This window comes from Enterococcus pallens ATCC BAA-351, assembly GCF_000407485.1.
GTDB classification, from domain to species: domain Bacteria; phylum Bacillota; class Bacilli; order Lactobacillales; family Enterococcaceae; genus Enterococcus_A; species Enterococcus_A pallens.
The window spans coordinates 1,149,708-1,168,270 of sequence record NZ_ASWD01000002.1 but is presented as its reverse complement, the minus strand read 5'-3'; the positions used below and the strand labels follow the sequence as shown (position 1 = coordinate 1,168,270).

The following is an 18,563-nucleotide window of genomic DNA, read 5'->3' as shown; positions in this document are numbered from 1 at the left end:
ATAACATGGAGCAGAAAATCCGACAAGCTCTGCGGGAAATTGAACAGCAGGAGCAGATTGAAATTTTATATGCGGTGGAAAGCGGCAGTCGGGCCTGGGGGTTCCCCTCGCAGGACAGCGATTATGATGTTCGCTTCATTTATCGCCGCCCGAAAAATTGGTACCTAAAACTGGAAAAGACTGCTGATCATTTAGAAATTCCCATCAATGAACAGCTGGATATTTGCGGCTGGGATTTAGACAAAACCCTGAAGCTGCTGCAAAAAAGTAATCCAGCATTGCTGGAGTGGCTGAATTCGCCGCTAATTTACCATGAGAATCCACCGTTTATCGCAGCGCTTCGGCAGTTGAGCACCGATAGTCTCAACGAGCAGCGTCTGATTTATCACTATTTGCATATGGCAGAAGGCAACTATCGGGAGTATTTGAAAAAAGAGCAGGTTCGGATCAAGAAGTATTTTTATGTTCTGCGTCCGGTACTGGCCTGCATGTGGGTTCAGACGTATCATCAACGGCCGCCCGTGTTGTTTGATGAAATGTTGCCCCTGCCAAACCTGTCGGCTGATTTATTGCAAATTATCTATGACCTGCTAGCGAGAAAAAAGCGAGGCGATGAGCTGGATATAGAAACCTGTATCCCGCAGCTGAACCAATTTTTGGAAGAACAGCTGAATTTCTTTAACGGCTATGTAAAAGGCATGGATAAAGGACCGGCGATTGCTTCCACCAAATTGAATGAATTCTTTTTAAACTGGCTAGAATAATAAAAAGGAGAAGCGCTGAAAATCAACCAGCGTTTCTCCTTTTTTAACTAATTCGGGCTAAAAAGCGTTTGGTCCGCTCTTCTTTCGGTGCTGCAAAGAATTCCTTAGGTGCACCTTCTTCGATGATTCGACCTTCATCCATAAAAACTACATGGTTAGCAATGTCGCGGGCAAAGCCCATCTCATGTGTAACCACCACCATGGTAATGCCTTCTTCCGCCAGCTGCCGCATCACCTGCAGAACGTCGCCGATCAGCTCAGGATCTAAGGCGGAGGTAGGTTCATCAAACAGCAGAACGTCTGGCTTCACGGCAATTGCCCGGGCAATGCCGATTCGCTGCTGCTGGCCTCCAGATAATTCATGAGGATAATAATTTTCGTGACTGGACAGGCCAACCTTAGCAATCGCTTCCCGGGCCGTTTTCAGAGCTTCGCCTTTTGGAACCTTACGGGCGATAATTAAGCCTTCTAACACATTTTCCAAGGCTGTCTTATTGGCAAACAAATTGTAGTGCTGAAAAACAAAGGCGGTCTTTTTACGAAGAGCTAATATATCTTTACTGGAAATTTTGGCTAAGTCGTAGGCGGCATCAGCAATAGCCAATTCGCCGCTGTCGGCTTGCTCCAAACCATTCAGGCAGCGGAGAAAAGTAGTTTTACCAGAACCGCTGGGGCCGAGGATTACAATGACATCTCCTTGATTTACCTGCAGGCTAACGTCTTTTAAAACTGCTTGCTGCTGAAAGCTTTTGTGAATATGGGTAGCGTTTAACATGGGCTTGCTCCTTTCGCTTACTTCTAATGGATTGTCGGAAAATACGGCGTTGCAGCAACGAGAACACTCCTTGAATAGCTCCGCACAGTAGTAAATACACCACGAAAATGACAAAATAGGCTTCAAAATAGTGGTAGCCGTAAGCCGCTTGTACCCGAGCGATAGCGGTAATATCCTGTACCGTCATAACAAAAACTAAAGAGGTTCCTTTAACTAAATTGATCATCAGATTACATAAATTCGGTAAAGCTGAAACCAGAGCTTGCGGAAAAATAATCCGGCGGTAGGTTTGAAAGGTACTTAACCCAACCGCCTGTCCAGCCTCCAGCTGTCCTTTGTCCACCGTCATCAAAGCCGAGCGGAAGACTTCCGATAAGCTGGCCGTAGTAAAAAAGCCAAAGACGATAAAGGCATAGAAGATCGGATTAAATTCAAAGACATTCACCGAGCTGCCAATGTGCTGCATGAAAACATTTAAGACACTAGGCAGCAGGCTGTAGAAAAATAAGATAAGTAAAATCGGCGGAGTTGCCCGCACGAAGGCCAGATAAACCATGGAAAAGGCCGTAACGCCCTTTACCTGATGAATCCGCGCCAGAGCCAGCAGTAAGGCTGGTAAAAAACTAAGTACAAAAGCTACTACCATGATAGCTAAGGTAGTAGGCACACCCTTTAAAGTGAGAAAAAAGGTTTCGATGATAAACTGCCAATCCATTTAAAGCGTTCCTCCTTTATAGTAAGCTATTATTTTCTCCTTGGAAAAATTGAGTCGACGTTCAGTCCACTGTTTTAAGGTCCCTAACGACAATTAAGCTATTTTTTGCTGGAGCGACTGCGAGCTAGGTGAAACTGGAATCCTGCTGGTGATAACAGTTGTTCAGCAGCTTGAGTGGCTAAGGTTAGTACAAAGGCCAAGCCCCAATAAATAATCGCTGCCGCTGTATAAGTTTCCAGCGAATAATTGCCGAAATTGCGGCTGATTAAAAGGTTTGCACCACCCAAAACATCAACTAAGCCAATCGTATAGGCTAAGGCGGCATCCTTCATCAAATTAAGCAGGGCAGTTGAAAAATTCGGCAAGGCAATTCTAGCAGCTTGAGGCAACAAGATACGGTAAAAAGTTTGCAACGGCGAGAGCCCGATACTCAACCCCGCCTCCAATTGACCCTTCGGCACTGCCAGATAGGCAGAGGTGAAAACTTTAGAAATAATCGCCGCAAACAATAAAGTCATGGCGATAACTACGAAGACACCGCGAGACCAGCCGTCACTTTCAATGCCCAGCCACCAGCTAAGGAAGCGGGGAAAGCCGTAAAATACGATAAACAGCAGCACAATTGGCGGAGTACAACGTAAAACAAACACATAGCTCTCGGCAATCTTTCTTACATGTTTATCTGAAGTCAGCAGCCCCCAGGCGACCAAGCCACCTAAAAGGGTTCCTAGAAGCACAGTTACGCCAGCGACAGCTAGCGTAACCGGCAAATGTACCAGCAGGTCGGGCAATACTTGAACGATATGTGCCGGATCAAAAGAGACCATCGAATTCCTCCTTAGTTATTCTCATCAATAAATTTGAAAACATCCTCACCAAAATATTCCTCCGATAAGGCTTGAAGCGTGCCGTCTTTTTCCAGTTCACGAATGGCTCCTTCATAGGCTTTAGCAAATTCCTTATTCTGTTCATTGCGATGCAGCAGCGGGTAGGTAGGGATACCTTTGTAAGGCACATAGGTCAGCTGATCAGCATATTGATGATAAGCACCGTCTTCATTTTGGATGGCTTCTTCATAGGAAAGCTTGATATCAAAGAAGGCATCATAGCGTTTTTCCAATACCCAAGCATAGGCATCTGCGACATTAAAAGCTTCGGCGGCAGTCAGCTGAATCGGCTGATCAGCATGCTCCTTGTTATATTCTTCGATTACGTTCCACTGAGCATTTTGCGGTGAAATCGGTACAAGTTTGCCTCCTGTTTTTGCAAACGAGTCGATATCAGTGATGGTTCCGGCGTCTTCTTTGCGAATAGTGAAGCCAATGATGCTGGCACCGATTTTTTCTTCTGGCAGAATGAATTTCTTCGCCCGTTCAGCGGTGTACCAAGCACCCTTAACGCCTACATCATATTTTCCTGATTCCAAGCCGATCAGTAAATCGTCGTCACTGGTGCCGGTGTACTCCAGCTTATATTGAGGCAGCTTTTTATCCACTGCTTTTAAGACCTGAACCTCATACCCATCGGATTCACCCTTTTCATTGATGAAATCGTAAGGAACATAATTTTGGGTATGAGCAACTTTTATAGTTGTCACCTTTTCATCAGCCGCTTCTGGTCGATTGCTTTGCCTGACCCAAAAGGTTCCTCCAGCCAGTACTAAAACAATGCCTAAACCAATAATGATTTTCTTCATTTTACTTCCTCCTTGTTGTTAGCTCATTTTTATCAAACTAGTAGTTATCGCTAGTGCTGGCAGCCTTTTGATAGGTTACTTCTCGAACCCATTGCAAATACTCCAGCGGAATATCACTTGGCACGGTGCAATCAGCTCCTAAAATTACCCCAGTCTCACCAGCCTCCTCCAGCAGGGCTTGGGCGGTGTGCTGGATATCGGTTTGATTGCCTTGATAAAGCACACTGTTCACCGTATTATCAAAGCCGCCAATGACAGTTCGTTCAAATAATTCTTTTCCTTCGGCTAACGACAGCTCTTCAGGACCAACTGCCCAATTAACCGCTGCGGAAGGATAATCTTGATAAAGGGACAAATCGTTTGTTGCTCCTTCGTAACCGCAAATATGCAAAATGTTGTTGGCAGAGACGGTATTAGCCGCCTTCAGAACAAGCAAATCAGAGCTGCGAACCAACTGAGCGTAAGCATCAGAAGAAATTCGCGGATCCTGCACATTTTGAACACTCAAGTAAATGCCATCAATATCGGTTTGACTCAAAATGGCAGTGACTAGATAAGCAATATCCTCAGCAATCACTGCTAACACCTGCTTTGTCAAATCAGGATTCTCTAATAAAAAATCCGCAAATTGAGCTTCACCACCTGCCAGCTGCCATTTAAAATAAGTCGCTGGTGCAAAAATATTGTAAAAGGCCGCGATATCTTCGACGAATTGTTCCTTTTGCTGCTTCACTAAGTCTACTTGCTGCTGAATCCAGGTATGATCTTTGCCGATGGATTGAATATTTTTCAAGTCATCAATCGTTTTAGCTTGGGCAATTTGATCATTGGGATAGTAGAAGAAACCGTCACTCATCAATTTAACGAAATCTGGCTGGAAGTCTGCGATAAACGCTTGATGACCAGCAATGTTGCGTTCAATAACCGCTGGGACTGGCTGCCGCAGCTCTTCTTCATTGGTAATAAAATGAAACCAAAAACCGACCGGGACTCTTTCGACTTGCTGTTGATGCAGTGCACGTAAAACCAATTCTCTTTTTGACATGTAAAAACACTCCTTTTTTTGTTTTGAACCCCTCATAAGGGATGAATAGCAGCGACGCATCATTGCTTAAATGTAGCGAATTTGTGAAAAAATTCGCAACTAAGCCAAAGAAAAAAGGACTTGAATAGGCATCAAGTCCTTTAGTGCACCTTTTGAAATGAGCTTCATTCCTTTAAGGGTACGCTAAAGAACACGGCATGCATTGACAAGCCATGTTCATTGATTCAGTTGTGATTGCTGAATGATTGACTGTTAACATCCGTGTTCTCCTCCTTGTTTTAACTTTTTCTAACTATACCAAGTTCCAGGTCATTTGGATAATTGTTGTTATTGATGGTCACCCATTGATTTTCTCAATAGATACAGTGGACTGATTCACAGCGATTTGAACTTCCTTAATGAAACGCTCGGCCATGTCACTCAGGGAGCGCTGCTGATGATAGACGACCCCCAGTGTATGGATATCGGAATCGGCCAAGGGAAGCAAGACAATCTGGTCCTTAGCAAAGCCTTCTACAATCCCCAAGCCTGAAGCATAGGCATCTGAACCGCACAATAAATTCAGCAGGGTACCCCGATCGTTGGCGTAAATTACTGCCTGCTCAGTAGGAATCTCTAGCGGGTCCTCTTCAAAGTGAGAAAACTCATACTCCTCCTGATTAAAACGAATTTGCGGATAGTCAGCCAAATCTTGAATCGTCAGCTGTGCTTTTTCAGCCAAGGGATGATCCTTGCGCAGGAAAATCCGAGTAACAAAATTTCCCAACGGCTGAAAAGTCAACTGCTCTTGTGCAAAATGCCGCTCCAGTGACCGTTTATTAGCAGGGGTTAAATACAAAATTCCCAGCTCGCTGCGGAAGCTTTGCAGACTTTCAATAATTTTTTGGGTCGTGGTTTCAATCAAATGAAAGCTCTGGCACTCCTGCTGAAACTGGTGAAAGACAGTCAAGAAGGGCTGGGACAAAAAATCGTAATGCTGAGCAGCGATCACAAAATCTTTTTTCTTGTTGGGCTGATACTGATTCTCCAGCAGCTCCACCTGAGCCAAAATACGGCGTGCGGACACTAAAAACTCACTGCCTTCTTCCGTTAAGCGAACCCCTGATTTGGAACGATGAAACAAACGGATGCCAAGGGAGGTTTCCAACTCCTTGATGGCAGTAGAAAGGCTGGACTGGGTAACAAATAAATCCTTCGCGGCCTGACTAAAGCTGCCGGCTTTAGCGATCGCTACAGCATAGCGGCATTGTTGAAAATTCATCATAAAACTCCTTTCTAGATAAAAGAAAAAGGGGACTTGATTTTCATCAAGTCCCCTGGCTAGATTGCATCCGGCAATCTGAGTATACGCCAAAGAACATGATGCGTATGGACACATCATGTTACGGCAGTTTGCTGTTAAGAAACGGGTTGACTGGTAGATACGCATCACATTCATCACCTTCGTTAAAATAGTATGAATAAGAATAGCATAGTTTTAATGATATTCAAAGGAAAAGATTTATACAACCTTTTGCAATATTTTGCAACGATGTGCATTTTCATATTGCAGATTTATGCAAAAGGTGATAAGGTAGAAAGGAAGGAGCGAACAACAATGTTGATAGAAGAACGGTTAGATAAGATCAAAAGCATTTTAGAACAGCAAAACAGTGCATCCTTAGAAGCTTTAGCAGCAGAGCTGGAGGTTTCTAAGGATACCATACGACGGGATTTAATTAAGCTGGAACAAAAAAATATCGTTAAACGGATCCATGGTGGTGCGATGCTGGTTAGTCGAGAGGCGCTGATTTTCGACTATCAGGAGCGATCCAGCCGCGATCAGCAGCTAAAGGATTCTATGGGGCGACTGGCAGCCGAACAAATTAAGAACAATTCCGCTCTTATTTTGGATTCGTCTACCACTGTTGAAGCAGCCATTCCTTACTTGCAAGGTAAAGGGATATTGGCGATTACCAATTCTTTGACTCATGCAACGTTGCTGGCTCAACTGGCCAATAGCGAAATCCGGATGCTGCCTGGCAAGCTTCACAAGCAACAGCTCTTTATTTATGGTGCTGAGACCGTTCAGAAAATCAGCGAATACTCAGTGGACTATACATTATTAGGTGTATTTGCCATCAATGCTGAAGGCTTGTTTATCCATACGGAAGAAGAAGGCTTGGTTAAACGGCAAATGATTCGGCAAAGTAAACAGGTGATTGCTCTAGCCGACCACACCAAGCTGGAAACTACTGGATTGTTCAAAATTTGTGATTTAAGTGAGATTGACGTCTTGATAACTGATCAAACACCTTCCGCTGAATTTACAACCGCTTTGACCGAAAACAATGTTGAACTAATGATTACTTAAGGAGAAGATGAAATGAAAACAATCAAATTAACCACGGTTAAAGAACCAACGACTTATCATGAAGTTGCCCCGGTCTTTTTAACCGATGACACGATGGCGCAGCGTCAGGCAAAAATTTTAGAACAGCTGTCGGCTGCGGAGTACGATTTTTTGGTGGTCTATGCGGACAAAGAGCATCGCTCCAATTTTGAATACCTAACCGGCTTTTATCCACGTTTTGAAGAAGGATTACTAATTCTCAACCAAGCTGGCGAAGCCTCTTTAGTTTTAGGGAACGAAAATCTGAAAATGGCTAAGCATGCTCGGATTGATACGAAGCTGTACCATACGCCTTATTTTTCACTGCCTAATCAGCCCATGGAAAATGAACGACCGTTAAGCGACATTTTCACGGAGATCGGTCTAAACACCGGGAGCAAGATCGGTGTTGCCGGCTGGAAAATGTTCACCCCTAAACAGGCTGATGGCAAACGGATGCTGGATGTTCCGTATTTCATCATTCAAGCGCTGCAAGCAGCGGCAGGTCAGGCTGAATTACACAATGCCTGCGATTTGTTTATCCATGGCAGTCACGGGGCACGGACTGTTAACAATGCCAACGAGCTGGCTCATTACGAGTACGGCGCAAACTTAGCTTCCACAAGAATCCTGCAAGCTATGAATGCGGTAAAACCTGGCATTAAAGAAAGTGAACTGGGTGAGATTTTAAATGGTGAAGGCCAGTTAAATTCAGTCGTGACGATTGCAGCAGCCGGTTCCCGTTTTGAAAAAGCCAATTTTTATCCTACCCATAAAGAGGTGCAGGAGGGCCAGCCGCTTTCATTGACAATCGGCTACAAAGGCGGTTTGTCCAGTCGTTCGGGGTTTGTGATTGAAGAAGCTAACCAATTGCCAGCAGGTCAGCTAGATTATTTAGACCGAGTGGTGTATCCCTATTTCCAAGCGATGACGACTTGGCTGGAGAAAACGAGAGTAGGTATAGCGGGTGGAGAGCTTTATCAGGCCATTGAAGAAGTGCTGCCAAAGGAAATTTTTGGCTGGGAATTAAATCCTGGGCATCTAGTGGCAGATGAAGAATGGATGTCCTCACCTGTTTATCCAGGCTCTAAAGAAATCGTAAAAAGCGGTATGATTTTCCAAATTGATATCATTCCTTCCATTGCCGGTTATCAAGGAACCAGCGCTGAGGAATGCGTAGTCTTAGCTGATGAAGCGCTGCAAGCTGAAATTAAAGCTCAGTATCCAGAGCTATGGACACGAATTCAAACACGACGGGAATACCTGCGCAACGAATTAAATATTTCACTTTCTGACGATGTGTTGCCATTATCCAACACAGTAGCTTACCTGCGGCCTTTCTTCTTAGCTAAGGATCAAGCGTTAGTTGTAGAATAGTTGATTGAAGCACTGTCCATTGCGGCAGTGCTTTTTTCAGGCATCGAACTTACTGCTGGAAAGTAAACAATTCATTAAGGGTTTTAATCCAATCAGGTACGGCTGAAATTCTCCTTTATAATAAGAACAAACTGAGAAAACGACAGGTGAATATATGAAAAAGAATCTTTTATCGGGTACCTTTTGGCTGTCTTCGGCTAATTTGTTGTGCAAGATTTTAGGAATTATTTATCTGATTCCTTGGCTGCTGATGATGGGATCGCAGGAGGCTGGGCTGCGGGCGCAAGCATTGTACAACGTGGCCTACTTGCCTTATGCCTTGTTCTTAACTTTAGGGACTGCTGGTTTTCCTAGCGGGATTGCTAAAAAAATTGCCGCTGAAAAGGACGATCCTCAAAAGATCCAGCTGCTTTTCAAAAGTTCATTAGGGATTATGGAAGGCATCGGGATTGTTTCAGCAGTATTAATGTTTGTTTTTGCACCGCTGTTGAGTCGCATCAGTCCCGTTAGTGATGTGCAGGAAGCTGTTTGGGCCATTCGCAGCTTATGTCCATCGCTGCTGGTCATCCCAATTTTAAGTGCCCTACGCGGTTATTTTCAAGGTGTCAGTGATGTGATTCCTTATAGTGTGTCCCACGTTTTGGAGCAGCTGATCCGCGTAATCGTCATTTTAATGGGAACCTTTTACATTCGCATGATTTTAAACGGCAGTATTTTCTCCGCGGTGGTCATCAGCACCATGGCTTCATGTGTTGGTGGGCTGGTAAGTATTGTGTACCTCATTTTTATTGGGAAACGCAAAAATTATTTTCGGCTGCGATTCTTTGTTTTTCGGCCAAACAGCTTTTTACAGGAACAACGGCCGCTGGTTCTTTCGGTAATTCGTGAATCGCTGCCGTTTATCTATGTAGGATCAGCGATTTCTTTGGCGCAATTAATTGATCAGGTAACCTTAAAAGGAATTTTGCATTCATTAACGCATCAGTTGAGTTTGGCTCAGGTTGAGGTGCTGTTTACTCAAGCATCCGCTAATCCGAATAAGCTGACGGTATTGCTGATTACAATTATCGGTTCGATTTCGGTTACTTCACTGCCTTTATTAACAAAATTGCGAGAAAAACAGGATCTGCTGGTAGGCATTTCAGATGTGCTGCGCTTAGCACTAACCTTTTTAATCCCAGCAACGATTGGCATGCTTTTACTGGCGGGACCAATGTACACAGTATTTTTCGGGTATGATCCTGCAACGACTGGTTATATGCGTGTAGCAATTGGGACCACTGCCATTCTAAGTATTTGTTCGATTTTGCTGTCGATTATGCAGGCAGTGGGGCTGCATCGTGCGGCGGTTGCTTTGGTAACGAGGGCGCTACTGATTAAGCTGATGCTGCAATTTCCGCTAGTTTGGCTGACTAAAGGCTATGGTTTAAATTTAGCAACAGGAGCTGCTTTTCTAATCATTACTATTCAAAGCTATCAAATAATCTGCAACAATTATCAAATCCAGCCTTTACACTATGTCAGGAATTACCTGAAGCAGCTAACCTTGGCTGCTGGTGGAATGGGTCTACTTTGCTTAGTTGTTTACTTACAGCTGAACAATATTATTATGGTAGAAACAAGAACAGGTGCCTTGCTTATTTCGATAATTATTGCTGGGATTGGCACCATTATGTATACGCTAGTAGGCTTGCCGCGACAAGTCCAAAAGTTAAAACAGCGATTTCTAGTTCGCTAATTGTCATTATTGGGCGACTTTCTTGTATACTAAAAAAGAAGACACAGAAGGGATGGAAAAGCTATGCCAACTTGTAAAGAAACACGGTCGGTTCAGACCCATTTAATTATGTATCCTCACATGAATATGCATAAGGCGCTTTATGGTGGTCAACTGATGCATTGGATGGATGAGACTGCTGGGATTGCGGCGGGACGTTTTGCCAGAACTAGCTTAGTCACGGCTTCACTGGACCATTTGGATTTTTTGCTTCCGTTACTTGAAGGGCATTCGGTTTGTTTAGAGGCCTATGTTTCTGGTGCCGGCAAGCGCTCGATGGAAGTATTTGTTAAGGTAATTGGTGAAGATCTATTAAAAAGCCAGCGCTATTTAGCAGCCACTAGTTTTTTAACCTTTACCAGTTTGGAGCGAAATATTACCTTGCCGGAGATTACGCCCGAATCTGAGGAAGAAAAATATATTTGCGCCGGCTATGACGAACGTCGAGCTATTCGCAAAGAAAAACGCCAAGAAAGCATTGAATTAACCAAGCATGTAGATACCCGTTTACCTTGGTAAAATGAAAAAAGTGGCAGTCTCGATTCCGCGAGGCTGCCACTTTTTGTCAATAAAAAACTTCAGTTTGGTTGCTCTAAAATAAAGTTTTGCTTATTTTGGTTCTTTAATGCTGGCAGGATCAATACCTAAAGCTTCTGCCATATCCTTGTTAACATAGAATGCTAAGTTCTTCGCACTTTCTACAGGCATCGTTTGAGGTTCTGCCTCGCCATCTAAAATTTTGGCAGCCATTTCCCCTGTTTGCTTGCCTAAAGAAACATAATCCACTCCCAAAGTAACCAAGCCGCCCTCTTTAACTTGATCCACTGAACCTGCTACTAAAGGAACTTTATGTTCTTTTACCACTTCACCAACCACTGTAGCTGCACTAGCAAAGGTGCTGTCAGTTGGAATATAGATCGCATCTACTTCGCTGGCTACAGAGGTTGTTGCTTGTTGAACATCATTGGTTGAAGTGGCATTTCTAACCATAATTTCTAACCCAAGCTCTTCCAGATATTCGGTTGCTACGTCAATTTGAATTTGTGAGTTTACTTCTCCAGCATTGTACAATAATCCAACTTTTTTGGCACCAGGTGCAACGGACAGCAATAAGTCAATTTGTTTTTTGATCGGTGAAAGGTTGGTTGTCCCAGACATATTTGTACCTGGTTCGTCATAGCTTTTTACTAATTTTGCAGCCTTTAAGTCAGTCACAGCAGTAACTAGTGCTGGAATATCTGTTGTTCCGTTAGCAATGGATTGCCCAGCAGGTGTGCCGATCCCTAATAATAAATCTGGCTGATCCTTGATTAATTTTTCGCTCATGCTCTTTAGGTTGTCTTGGTTATTTTGGGCATTTTGGTAAGAAATTTCCAAATTTTCTCCTTCAACATACCCGTTTTCTGCTAAGCCTTCTTTGAATCCTTCGTAAGCTTCATCGAAAGAACCGTGCTGTACCGTTTGCAGGACACCGACTTTTTTCACGTCGTTATCTGCCGCATCACCTTTACTACAAGCACCTAATACCAATAAACTAACTAAACTTAATCCTAACAATACATTCTTTTTCATTTTTATTTTCTCCTTTTCCATAAAAAAATCATCCACTCAGTAAACTAAGTGGATGATGGGAATACGAGAATAGAATTCTTCAGCCACTTCGATTACTTCTACGTGGCTGGTGGTACGTCAAAACTCTTTAGCCATCATAGATAGATACAAAACGTAGGTCGTTTGCATCCATCTTGATGAATACAAACCTATCTAAAAAAGCTAAAGAAAAAGCTGTTATTCAGTTGTGAGTGATTTCTGTTCATCATAAGGATGACCTCCAACTTCTAATTGAAGATTAGTATACACTGAGAAAAATGAGATGTAAATAAGAAATTTAAATTTTCTTCGATTTTTTTTATTTAACCCTAGCAATTTTTGACAATCCTAAGCTTATCAACTAAAATAAGAACGTACGTTCGTATAAATTAGGAGGGGTTCTATGGAACTGACAAGAAAGATCGAAATTCTCGCTGAATCAGCCAAATATGATGTGTCGTGTTCCAGCAGCGGAGTGGCCAACAATACCCGCGAAGGCTCAGTCGGCAGTACTGCTGTATCAGGCATTTGCCACTCATTTACTCCCGATGGTCGCTGTGTATCATTGTTGAAGCTACTATTTACTAATGCGTGTATTTTTGATTGTCATTATTGTATCAATCGGAAATCTAATGCTATTCCACGGGCCACCTTCACACCGCAGGAGGTAGCAGATTTAACTATGGATTTTTATATGCGGAACTATATTGAGGGGTTATTTCTCAGTTCAGCCATTATTAAAAATGTTGATTACACCTGTGAGCTGCTAATTAAAACCTTGAAAATTTTGCGGGAGGAAAAAGGCTTTCGCGGCTACATTCATGTGAAAGCTATCCCTGGTGCGGATGAGAAGCTGATTGAAGAGCTGGGTTTTTTAGCTGATCGGATGAGCGTCAATGTGGAGCTGCCCTCTCGTGAAAGTCTAAAACTGTTAGCACCAGATAAAGATCCTTACGCTTTGTATAAACCGATGAAGCAAATTACTACGAAGAAAAAAGAAGAAGCTTTTTTACCAGCTGTCAGAAAAGGTCCGAGCTTTGTACCGGCCGGTCAATCTACGCAAATGATTATCGGGGCTAGTCCTGAAAGTGACCGTTCAATTGTCAAAATTGCCGAAAATTTGTATCAGCGCTATGAGTTGAAGCGGGTTTATTATTCAGCATATATCCCGGTGAATCAGGATTCGTTGCTGCCGGCTGTTACGACGGAGCCGCCCTTGCTGCGGGAGCATCGTTTGTATCAAGCTGACTGGCTGATGCGTTTTTATCGTTTCTCAGCAGATGAAATTTTGTCAGATGACAAGCCTAATTTCAATCTATATTTAGATCCTAAGGCCAATTGGGCGGTGCAAAATTATGATCGTTTTCCAGTAGATGTCCAAACGGCTTCCTATGAGCTGCTGCTGCGGGTACCTGGCATTGGTCCGAAAAGTGCTCAAAATATTGTGAAGGCACGGAAGTATTACCGCCTGCATTTAAGTGATTTAAAGAAGCTGGGGATTGTTATAAAAAGAGCGCAGTATTTTATCGCCTGCAATCATGAAACGCCCGCAGGACTAATCCGTGATCCTGAATGGGTGATTACATCATTAATTTCTTCCAAACAATATCAGACACTGAAACAGCTGAATACCCAAAGTAAAGCAGAACAATTGTCGTTATTCGATGTCGAACGCTTTGAGCATGCTAAAGGGAGTGGTGAGTAGATGAAAGAGGTAGCGGAAACCTGGGAATACGATGGCAGTTTTTACGGGTTTCTATGTTTGGTAGACCAAGCCTTCTCTCGCCAAACCTTTCCAGCCTTGATTCTCACACCCGAAACAGCTTTGGAGAGTTTGTTTATGGGAGAATGGATTGCTACTAACGAGCCTAGAGCACAAAAAATCTATCGCCGCTTGCAGCAGCGTTTGACTGCTGAAAATCTTCAATTTATTCAAACTGGATTTTATGGAACTTTAACTGGCAAGGAACGCTGTCTGCTGGATGCCATTGAAATTGCCCTAGGGACTAAAGATTCATTGGAGAATTACATTGGTCATCCTTCCGTTTTGGCTGTACGCAAAAGTATTAAAACCCTATTGGGCGAAGTTCATTTGTTCACTGGCTTTGTTCGTTTCGAGTACGTCGGTAAGATTCTATTTAGTAAGATTGCCCCAAAGCATTATTCTTTGCCGTTTATCTGTCCGCATTTTGCCGAACGCTACCCTAATGAGCAAATGATAATCTATGATGAAACTCACCGTTTGCTGGCAATGATCGATCATGGGCGAGTAACTCTAATTGAGGATACCGACTGCCCGACTATCAAGGAAACTAGCGAAGAAAAAGAAATCCAAAGCCAGTGGCGAGCCTTTTTATCGGCGGTAACCATCAAAGAACGAACTAATCCCAAGGTTCAAATGGGCCATCTGCCTCTGAGATTCCGTGGAAATATGGTGGATTTTGATTAAACAGCGGGACTATTTATTATATGATACAAACGAACTAAAAAAGACCTTTTCGTTATTTTATATAGCGAAAAGGTCTTTTTTTGATTTGTTAACGAACGACTACAGCAAATTTTTTCAAGTTGTAGCTTGCTTCAAATTTTGCTCCAGATACCCAATATTTTCCAGCATTAGGATCAGATACATGATACGTATTGTTACTCTCATTGAATCCATCCAAGGTCATGATGTGGGCATTATTTATTCCTGTTCCCCAGAAGTAGTTGCCATAGCGAGGACTTTCAAAGTTCAACGTTACGTAAACAACCACTGGATTACCGTTACGAAGTTCTTGTTTAAGACTTCCGACAGAAGCACCTGAAATATTTGCTACTTTTCCATAACGATTGCCCCAATTGGCAAGTGGTGCTGGGAAGATAGATTGGTAGACATTGTTCATAAGCTTATCCGGCTGACCAGCAAATCCATTATTAGGATTATTATCACTAGCTAACGGCATCTCCTTAATGAAGGACTTCAGGTTGTAATTTTTAGCATACCCTTTTAGCTGCAAGGCTTGCAGTAAGGAAGCAGCTTCGCAACCCATCGGCATTCCAGCCGTATTTTGATTGATGTAAGGAGCATTAAGCAGAACGTTGTTGCTAACCCCCACTGCTCCTCCGATTGCATACCAAGCAATTCCTTCATAGCGCCAGCCAACTTTTTGCAGATGATCTCTTTCTGCGCCGTTTAGCGTATAGTGATGAGACCCAGCTTTTGCATTCGGATTATACAACCGATAGAGTGGTTGACCACTAGCTGGTGAGTACCAGCTGACCCCTTCATAACGCCAGCCAACACCTTTTAAGTGATCTCGTTCATTAGCATCTAAAGTATAATGATGATCTCCTGCATTTGCATTGTAAAGCCGATAAACGGGTTGGCCTCCATTCGGAGCTGACCACCCAATTCCTTCGTAATACCAGCCAGCGTTCACTATTTGATCTCTTTCGATCCCATTCGCAGTGTAAAAATGCTCGCCGCTATTGGGGTTATACAGCCGATACATAGGAATTCCGGTTGTAGTTGGAGCAGCAGCTGCAGCAAAAGTAGCAGGAGCCATAGCCGGTTCAATTGAATCTGCGGGCTGTTCAGCTGCTGTTTCGACCTCTACAGAAGCTGTAGCAGGAGCCACAGCAGAATCGTCAACGGTTGCCGAGTCACTGGAAACTTGGGTTTCTGTAATAGTTGCTTCAGCTGTCGAGGGTTCTTCAACGGCTAAGCTTTCTGTTCCTATCAAAAATATTGAAGAAAGAAAAGCAGTACAAAATAACAAACAAACATTCTTTTTCATCGTATTATCTCCTCCGTAATCTTTTGAAACATGCGTTATAATTAACAGAAGTGCTTTATTTATTTTATCATTGACAGTTTTAAAATGCTACAGATTATACAGGGGAACTAATAGGGAAAAGTTATCATCATAAATGATCAAGTTTTTTTGACAAGGGCAAAGCAAATAGTTTAAAATTTATATGAGTTAAGAATTGTTTTTTTATGAAAAAATTAGGAGGTGTAGTAATGGATTTTAGAAAGCAGAAAAAGGGCAATAAAAAATATCTTTTGATCATAGCAGGGCTATTATTCTCTGCAGCATTATATGAGCAAGAAAATGAGACTGCCTTTGCGTCTGAAATTGGAAATGAAGCAGCAGTTGTCGAAAGTACTCCGGTATACTCAGAAACACAATTGGAAACGAATTCAACTGCCGCAAGTGACAATCAAGAGACAGATGCAAACGGGGAAGAAGTTAGTACTCCTGAAGTACCAACTGAAACTGTGGAACCATCAACGCCCTCGTTGAATGAAGAACAAAACGATTCATCCGAGGCAATAGAGCCACCTGAGGAAAATCAAGGAAACCAAAACGAGCAAGAGAATAGCAAAGAAGAGAACCAAGAAAAAATACCTGCTGTAGACGAAGAACAGACAGAGAAAGCAGATGTAACAGAAAGCAATCAGGCAATTGAGAAGGTGCCTGAAGCTAATTATACTGAGCCGGCTAAACCTGCTCCGACACCAGCAAAAGCGCCGCAGCAAACTAAAGCGGCAGTCCAAACTACAAAAGTACCAACTAAAGCCAAGGCAGTTGTACAAGATGTCCCAGTATATAGAATTTACAATCCTAATTCTGGAGAACATTTTTACACAATGAATGGTTATGAGCGAGATATGCTTAAGGGTGTAGGCTGGCGGTATGAAGGAATCGGTTGGCGTTCTGTCTTATCCGGGCTTGAAGTTTATCGCTTGTACAACCCTAACACTGGAGAACATTTTTATACAATGAACGGTAATGAGCGCAATATGCTTAGAGGCATTGGCTGGCGGTATGAAGGGATTGGCTGGCACACATCCGACTCGGGAATGCCAGTTTACCGTGTTTATAACCCTAATGGAGGCGTAGGCGCTCATCACTATACTGTGAATGGGAATGAACGGGATAATTTGAGGAACCATGGCTGGCGTTACGAAGGAATTGGCTGGTACAGCACGCCTTTTCAACCAGAAAGTGTTGTCCAATGGGCATCTGGGTTCTTTGGAATCACTCATGCTCAAATTGTTAATGAGTTAGCAAAGCATGAAAATGATCGCTATTATTTGTACACCCCGTTCAGAGGCTTATCTGGCAATGCCAGTACTTCTATGAGTCCTAATGGTGATCCTAATGGCAGCGGACCAGGTATGAACTGTACAGGTTTTATTGCTAGTGTAATTAAGAGAGCCGGCGGAAATTTAGCCGCAATTACTAATGTTGCCAATGCTTGGGGTGGTGTAGCAAATGGCTATAATTGGCGGGATGCTTTAACCAAAAATGTCCAATACGAAACCTATACTTCAGTAAGTTCGCTGCTGCAAAGCGGCTTGGCTAAAAAAGGTGATATTCTTTATTTTGAACCAGATTACTCTAAACCAAACTATGATTGCCATCTTGGCTTTTTCTGGGGAAATACTCCGAATCATGATAGAATCTGGCATAGTACCTTCCCGCATAACAACATGTCGAATATTAAATCAATGACTCCCTGGACTAAAATTTATTTATTTAGACAAGGATAATGGCGAAAGAAGTAGTCAATTGCCACCAGAGCAGGTGGTAATTGACCTTTTTTTGAGAGCATAAATTGATTCAAGCAAACTTTATAGGAATTCTTGTTTCCGATGCTATGATGAGAGGAATAGAAAGGAACGATGGCAGTGAAAAAATGGAAAAAGATTCTTCTGACAATCCTTATCGGAGTAGCAGTTGTTGTGGCCGGCGGAATTGCTTATTTACAAACACAGACGTATCCGCCTACTAGCGATGCTCAGCAAATTACTAAGCAAGCAGATGATGACAGCAACTGGTTATATTTTCCTTCTGAGGATGATACGAAGCCGATGCTGATTTTTTATCCGGGTGCTTTAGTCGATCCAGGCAGCTACAGCTCTTGAGCTCAAAAAGTAGCACAAGCCGGTTATCCGGTCTACCTGTTGAAGATGCCATTGGATTTGGCTGTGCTGGCCCCAAATCGCGGAGCTAAAGTCTTGGATGAGCAGCCTGATCGCAAGTATATAGTAGGTGGACATTCTCTAGGTGGAGTAATGGCCAGCCGTTTTGCCAAGGAGCACACAGAAAAATTAGCAGGCGTTTTTTTCTTAGCTAGTTATCCTGATGACAAGGGGAGCTTAGCCAACATTCAAGTTCCGGTCCTGTCTCTAACTGGAGCAAATGACCAGGTATTGAATCAAGAGGCTTATCAGAAAGCCAAGCAAGAGCTGCCAAAAAATACTGAATATCAGGAAATTCCTGGCGGTAACCACGCTGGCTTTGGCTCCTATGGTCCGCAAAAGGGAGACGGAAAAGCAACCATTAGTGACCAAAATCAAGAAGTAGCCCAGCGCTTGATTATTTGGTTGGAAGAACACGCTGATCAAGTGAGGTGATCAGCGTTTTTCTGCTTTAAACCCACTTTTATGAAGTTTTTTTC

At 43.0% G+C, this 18,563-nt stretch carries 17 protein-coding genes and 1 pseudogene; 10 read left to right on the top strand and 8 right to left on the bottom strand.

The genetic code is table 11. The features are described 5' to 3' along the window. Nucleotides 1–5 precede the first annotated feature (5 nt). Nucleotides 6–764: a nucleotidyltransferase domain-containing protein gene (locus I588_RS12050; protein WP_010756278.1), complete on the top strand. Its 759-nt coding sequence runs from the start codon at nucleotides 6–8 to the stop codon at nucleotides 762–764. Between the two features lie 43 nt (nucleotides 765–807). On the opposite strand, the gene I588_RS12045 is transcribed toward I588_RS12050, so the two are convergent. From I588_RS12045 to I588_RS12020, 6 genes are all read right to left on the bottom strand, one after another. After that, complete coding sequence (locus I588_RS12045; RefSeq protein ID WP_010756279.1) at nucleotides 808–1,539, bottom strand: amino acid ABC transporter ATP-binding protein; 732 nt, start codon at nucleotides 1,537–1,539, stop codon at nucleotides 808–810. Beyond that, entirely contained in the window at nucleotides 1,478–2,254 is a 777-nt protein-coding gene (locus tag I588_RS12040; RefSeq protein ID WP_010756280.1) for an amino acid ABC transporter permease, read from the bottom strand. Before I588_RS12040 ends, I588_RS12045 begins: the two co-directional genes overlap by 62 nt. 98 nt (nucleotides 2,255–2,352) lie before the next feature. After that, on the bottom strand, nucleotides 2,353–3,081 hold the full coding sequence (locus I588_RS12035; protein ID WP_010756281.1) for an amino acid ABC transporter permease: 729 nt from the start codon (nucleotides 3,079–3,081) through the stop codon (nucleotides 2,353–2,355). A gap of 11 nt (nucleotides 3,082–3,092) precedes the next feature. Then, nucleotides 3,093–3,950, bottom strand: coding sequence for a transporter substrate-binding domain-containing protein (locus I588_RS12030; RefSeq protein ID WP_010756282.1), 858 nt, complete (start codon nucleotides 3,948–3,950; stop codon nucleotides 3,093–3,095). A gap of 37 nt (nucleotides 3,951–3,987) precedes the next feature. After that, nucleotides 3,988–4,995, bottom strand: coding sequence for a uroporphyrinogen decarboxylase family protein (locus I588_RS12025; protein ID WP_010756283.1), 1,008 nt, complete (start codon nucleotides 4,993–4,995; stop codon nucleotides 3,988–3,990). Between the two features lie 337 nt (nucleotides 4,996–5,332). After that, nucleotides 5,333–6,256, bottom strand: coding sequence for a LysR family transcriptional regulator (locus tag I588_RS12020; RefSeq protein ID WP_010756284.1), 924 nt, complete (start codon nucleotides 6,254–6,256; stop codon nucleotides 5,333–5,335). Between the two features lie 336 nt (nucleotides 6,257–6,592). Here I588_RS12020 and I588_RS12015 point away from each other — a divergent pair, with 336 nt between their 5' ends. The 4 genes from I588_RS12015 to I588_RS12000 all read left to right on the top strand — a co-directional run bounded on the left by I588_RS12015 (nucleotide 6,593) and on the right by I588_RS12000 (nucleotide 11,039). Further along, on the top strand, nucleotides 6,593–7,348 hold the full coding sequence (locus tag I588_RS12015) for a DeoR/GlpR family DNA-binding transcription regulator (protein ID WP_010756285.1): 756 nt from the start codon (nucleotides 6,593–6,595) through the stop codon (nucleotides 7,346–7,348). Nucleotides 7,349–7,360: 12 nt separating this feature from the next. Beyond that, complete coding sequence (locus tag I588_RS12010) at nucleotides 7,361–8,743, top strand: M24 family metallopeptidase (RefSeq protein WP_010756286.1); 1,383 nt, start codon at nucleotides 7,361–7,363, stop codon at nucleotides 8,741–8,743. Nucleotides 8,744–8,897: 154 nt separating this feature from the next. Next, complete coding sequence (locus I588_RS12005) at nucleotides 8,898–10,481, top strand: polysaccharide biosynthesis protein (protein WP_010756287.1); 1,584 nt, start codon at nucleotides 8,898–8,900, stop codon at nucleotides 10,479–10,481. 63 nt (nucleotides 10,482–10,544) lie between these two features. Continuing rightward, on the top strand, nucleotides 10,545–11,039 hold the full coding sequence (locus I588_RS12000) for an acyl-CoA thioesterase (RefSeq protein ID WP_010756288.1): 495 nt from the start codon (nucleotides 10,545–10,547) through the stop codon (nucleotides 11,037–11,039). 90 nt (nucleotides 11,040–11,129) lie between these two features. Here the strand turns inward: I588_RS12000 and I588_RS11995 are convergent, their stop codons facing one another. Next, entirely contained in the window at nucleotides 11,130–12,092 is a 963-nt protein-coding gene (locus tag I588_RS11995) for an ABC transporter substrate-binding protein (RefSeq protein WP_010756289.1), read from the bottom strand. 421 nt (nucleotides 12,093–12,513) lie between these two features. On the opposite strand from I588_RS11995, the gene I588_RS11990 reads away from it, so the two are divergent. After that, on the top strand, nucleotides 12,514–13,815 hold the full coding sequence (locus I588_RS11990) for a putative DNA modification/repair radical SAM protein (protein ID WP_010756290.1): 1,302 nt from the start codon (nucleotides 12,514–12,516) through the stop codon (nucleotides 13,813–13,815). Beyond that, a complete protein-coding gene (locus tag I588_RS11985) occupies nucleotides 13,816–14,559 on the top strand; it encodes a TIGR03915 family putative DNA repair protein (RefSeq protein ID WP_010756291.1) in 744 nt (247 codons plus the stop codon). It begins immediately after the preceding gene. An 88-nt stretch (nucleotides 14,560–14,647) separates the two neighbouring features. On the opposite strand, the gene I588_RS11980 is transcribed toward I588_RS11985, so the two are convergent. After that, a complete protein-coding gene (locus I588_RS11980) occupies nucleotides 14,648–15,889 on the bottom strand; it encodes a C39 family peptidase (RefSeq protein WP_010756292.1) in 1,242 nt (413 codons plus the stop codon). A 227-nt stretch (nucleotides 15,890–16,116) separates the two neighbouring features. Here I588_RS11980 and I588_RS26440 point away from each other — a divergent pair, with 227 nt between their 5' ends. The 3 genes and pseudogenes from I588_RS26440 to I588_RS11970 form a co-directional block, all read left to right on the top strand. Beyond that, the gene (locus tag I588_RS26440) at nucleotides 16,117–17,652 is read left to right on the top strand and encodes a hypothetical protein (protein ID WP_010756293.1); all 1,536 of its coding nucleotides are present in this window, start codon (nucleotides 16,117–16,119) and stop codon (nucleotides 17,650–17,652) included. 138 nt (nucleotides 17,653–17,790) lie between these two features. After that, nucleotides 17,791–18,027, top strand: coding sequence for a hypothetical protein (locus tag I588_RS28140; protein WP_010756294.1), 237 nt, complete (start codon nucleotides 17,791–17,793; stop codon nucleotides 18,025–18,027). A 12-nt stretch (nucleotides 18,028–18,039) separates the two neighbouring features. Then, nucleotides 18,040–18,519 (top strand): annotated as a pseudogene (locus I588_RS11970) (alpha/beta family hydrolase); the annotation flags it as partial. Nucleotides 18,520–18,563: the final 44 nt, after the last annotated feature.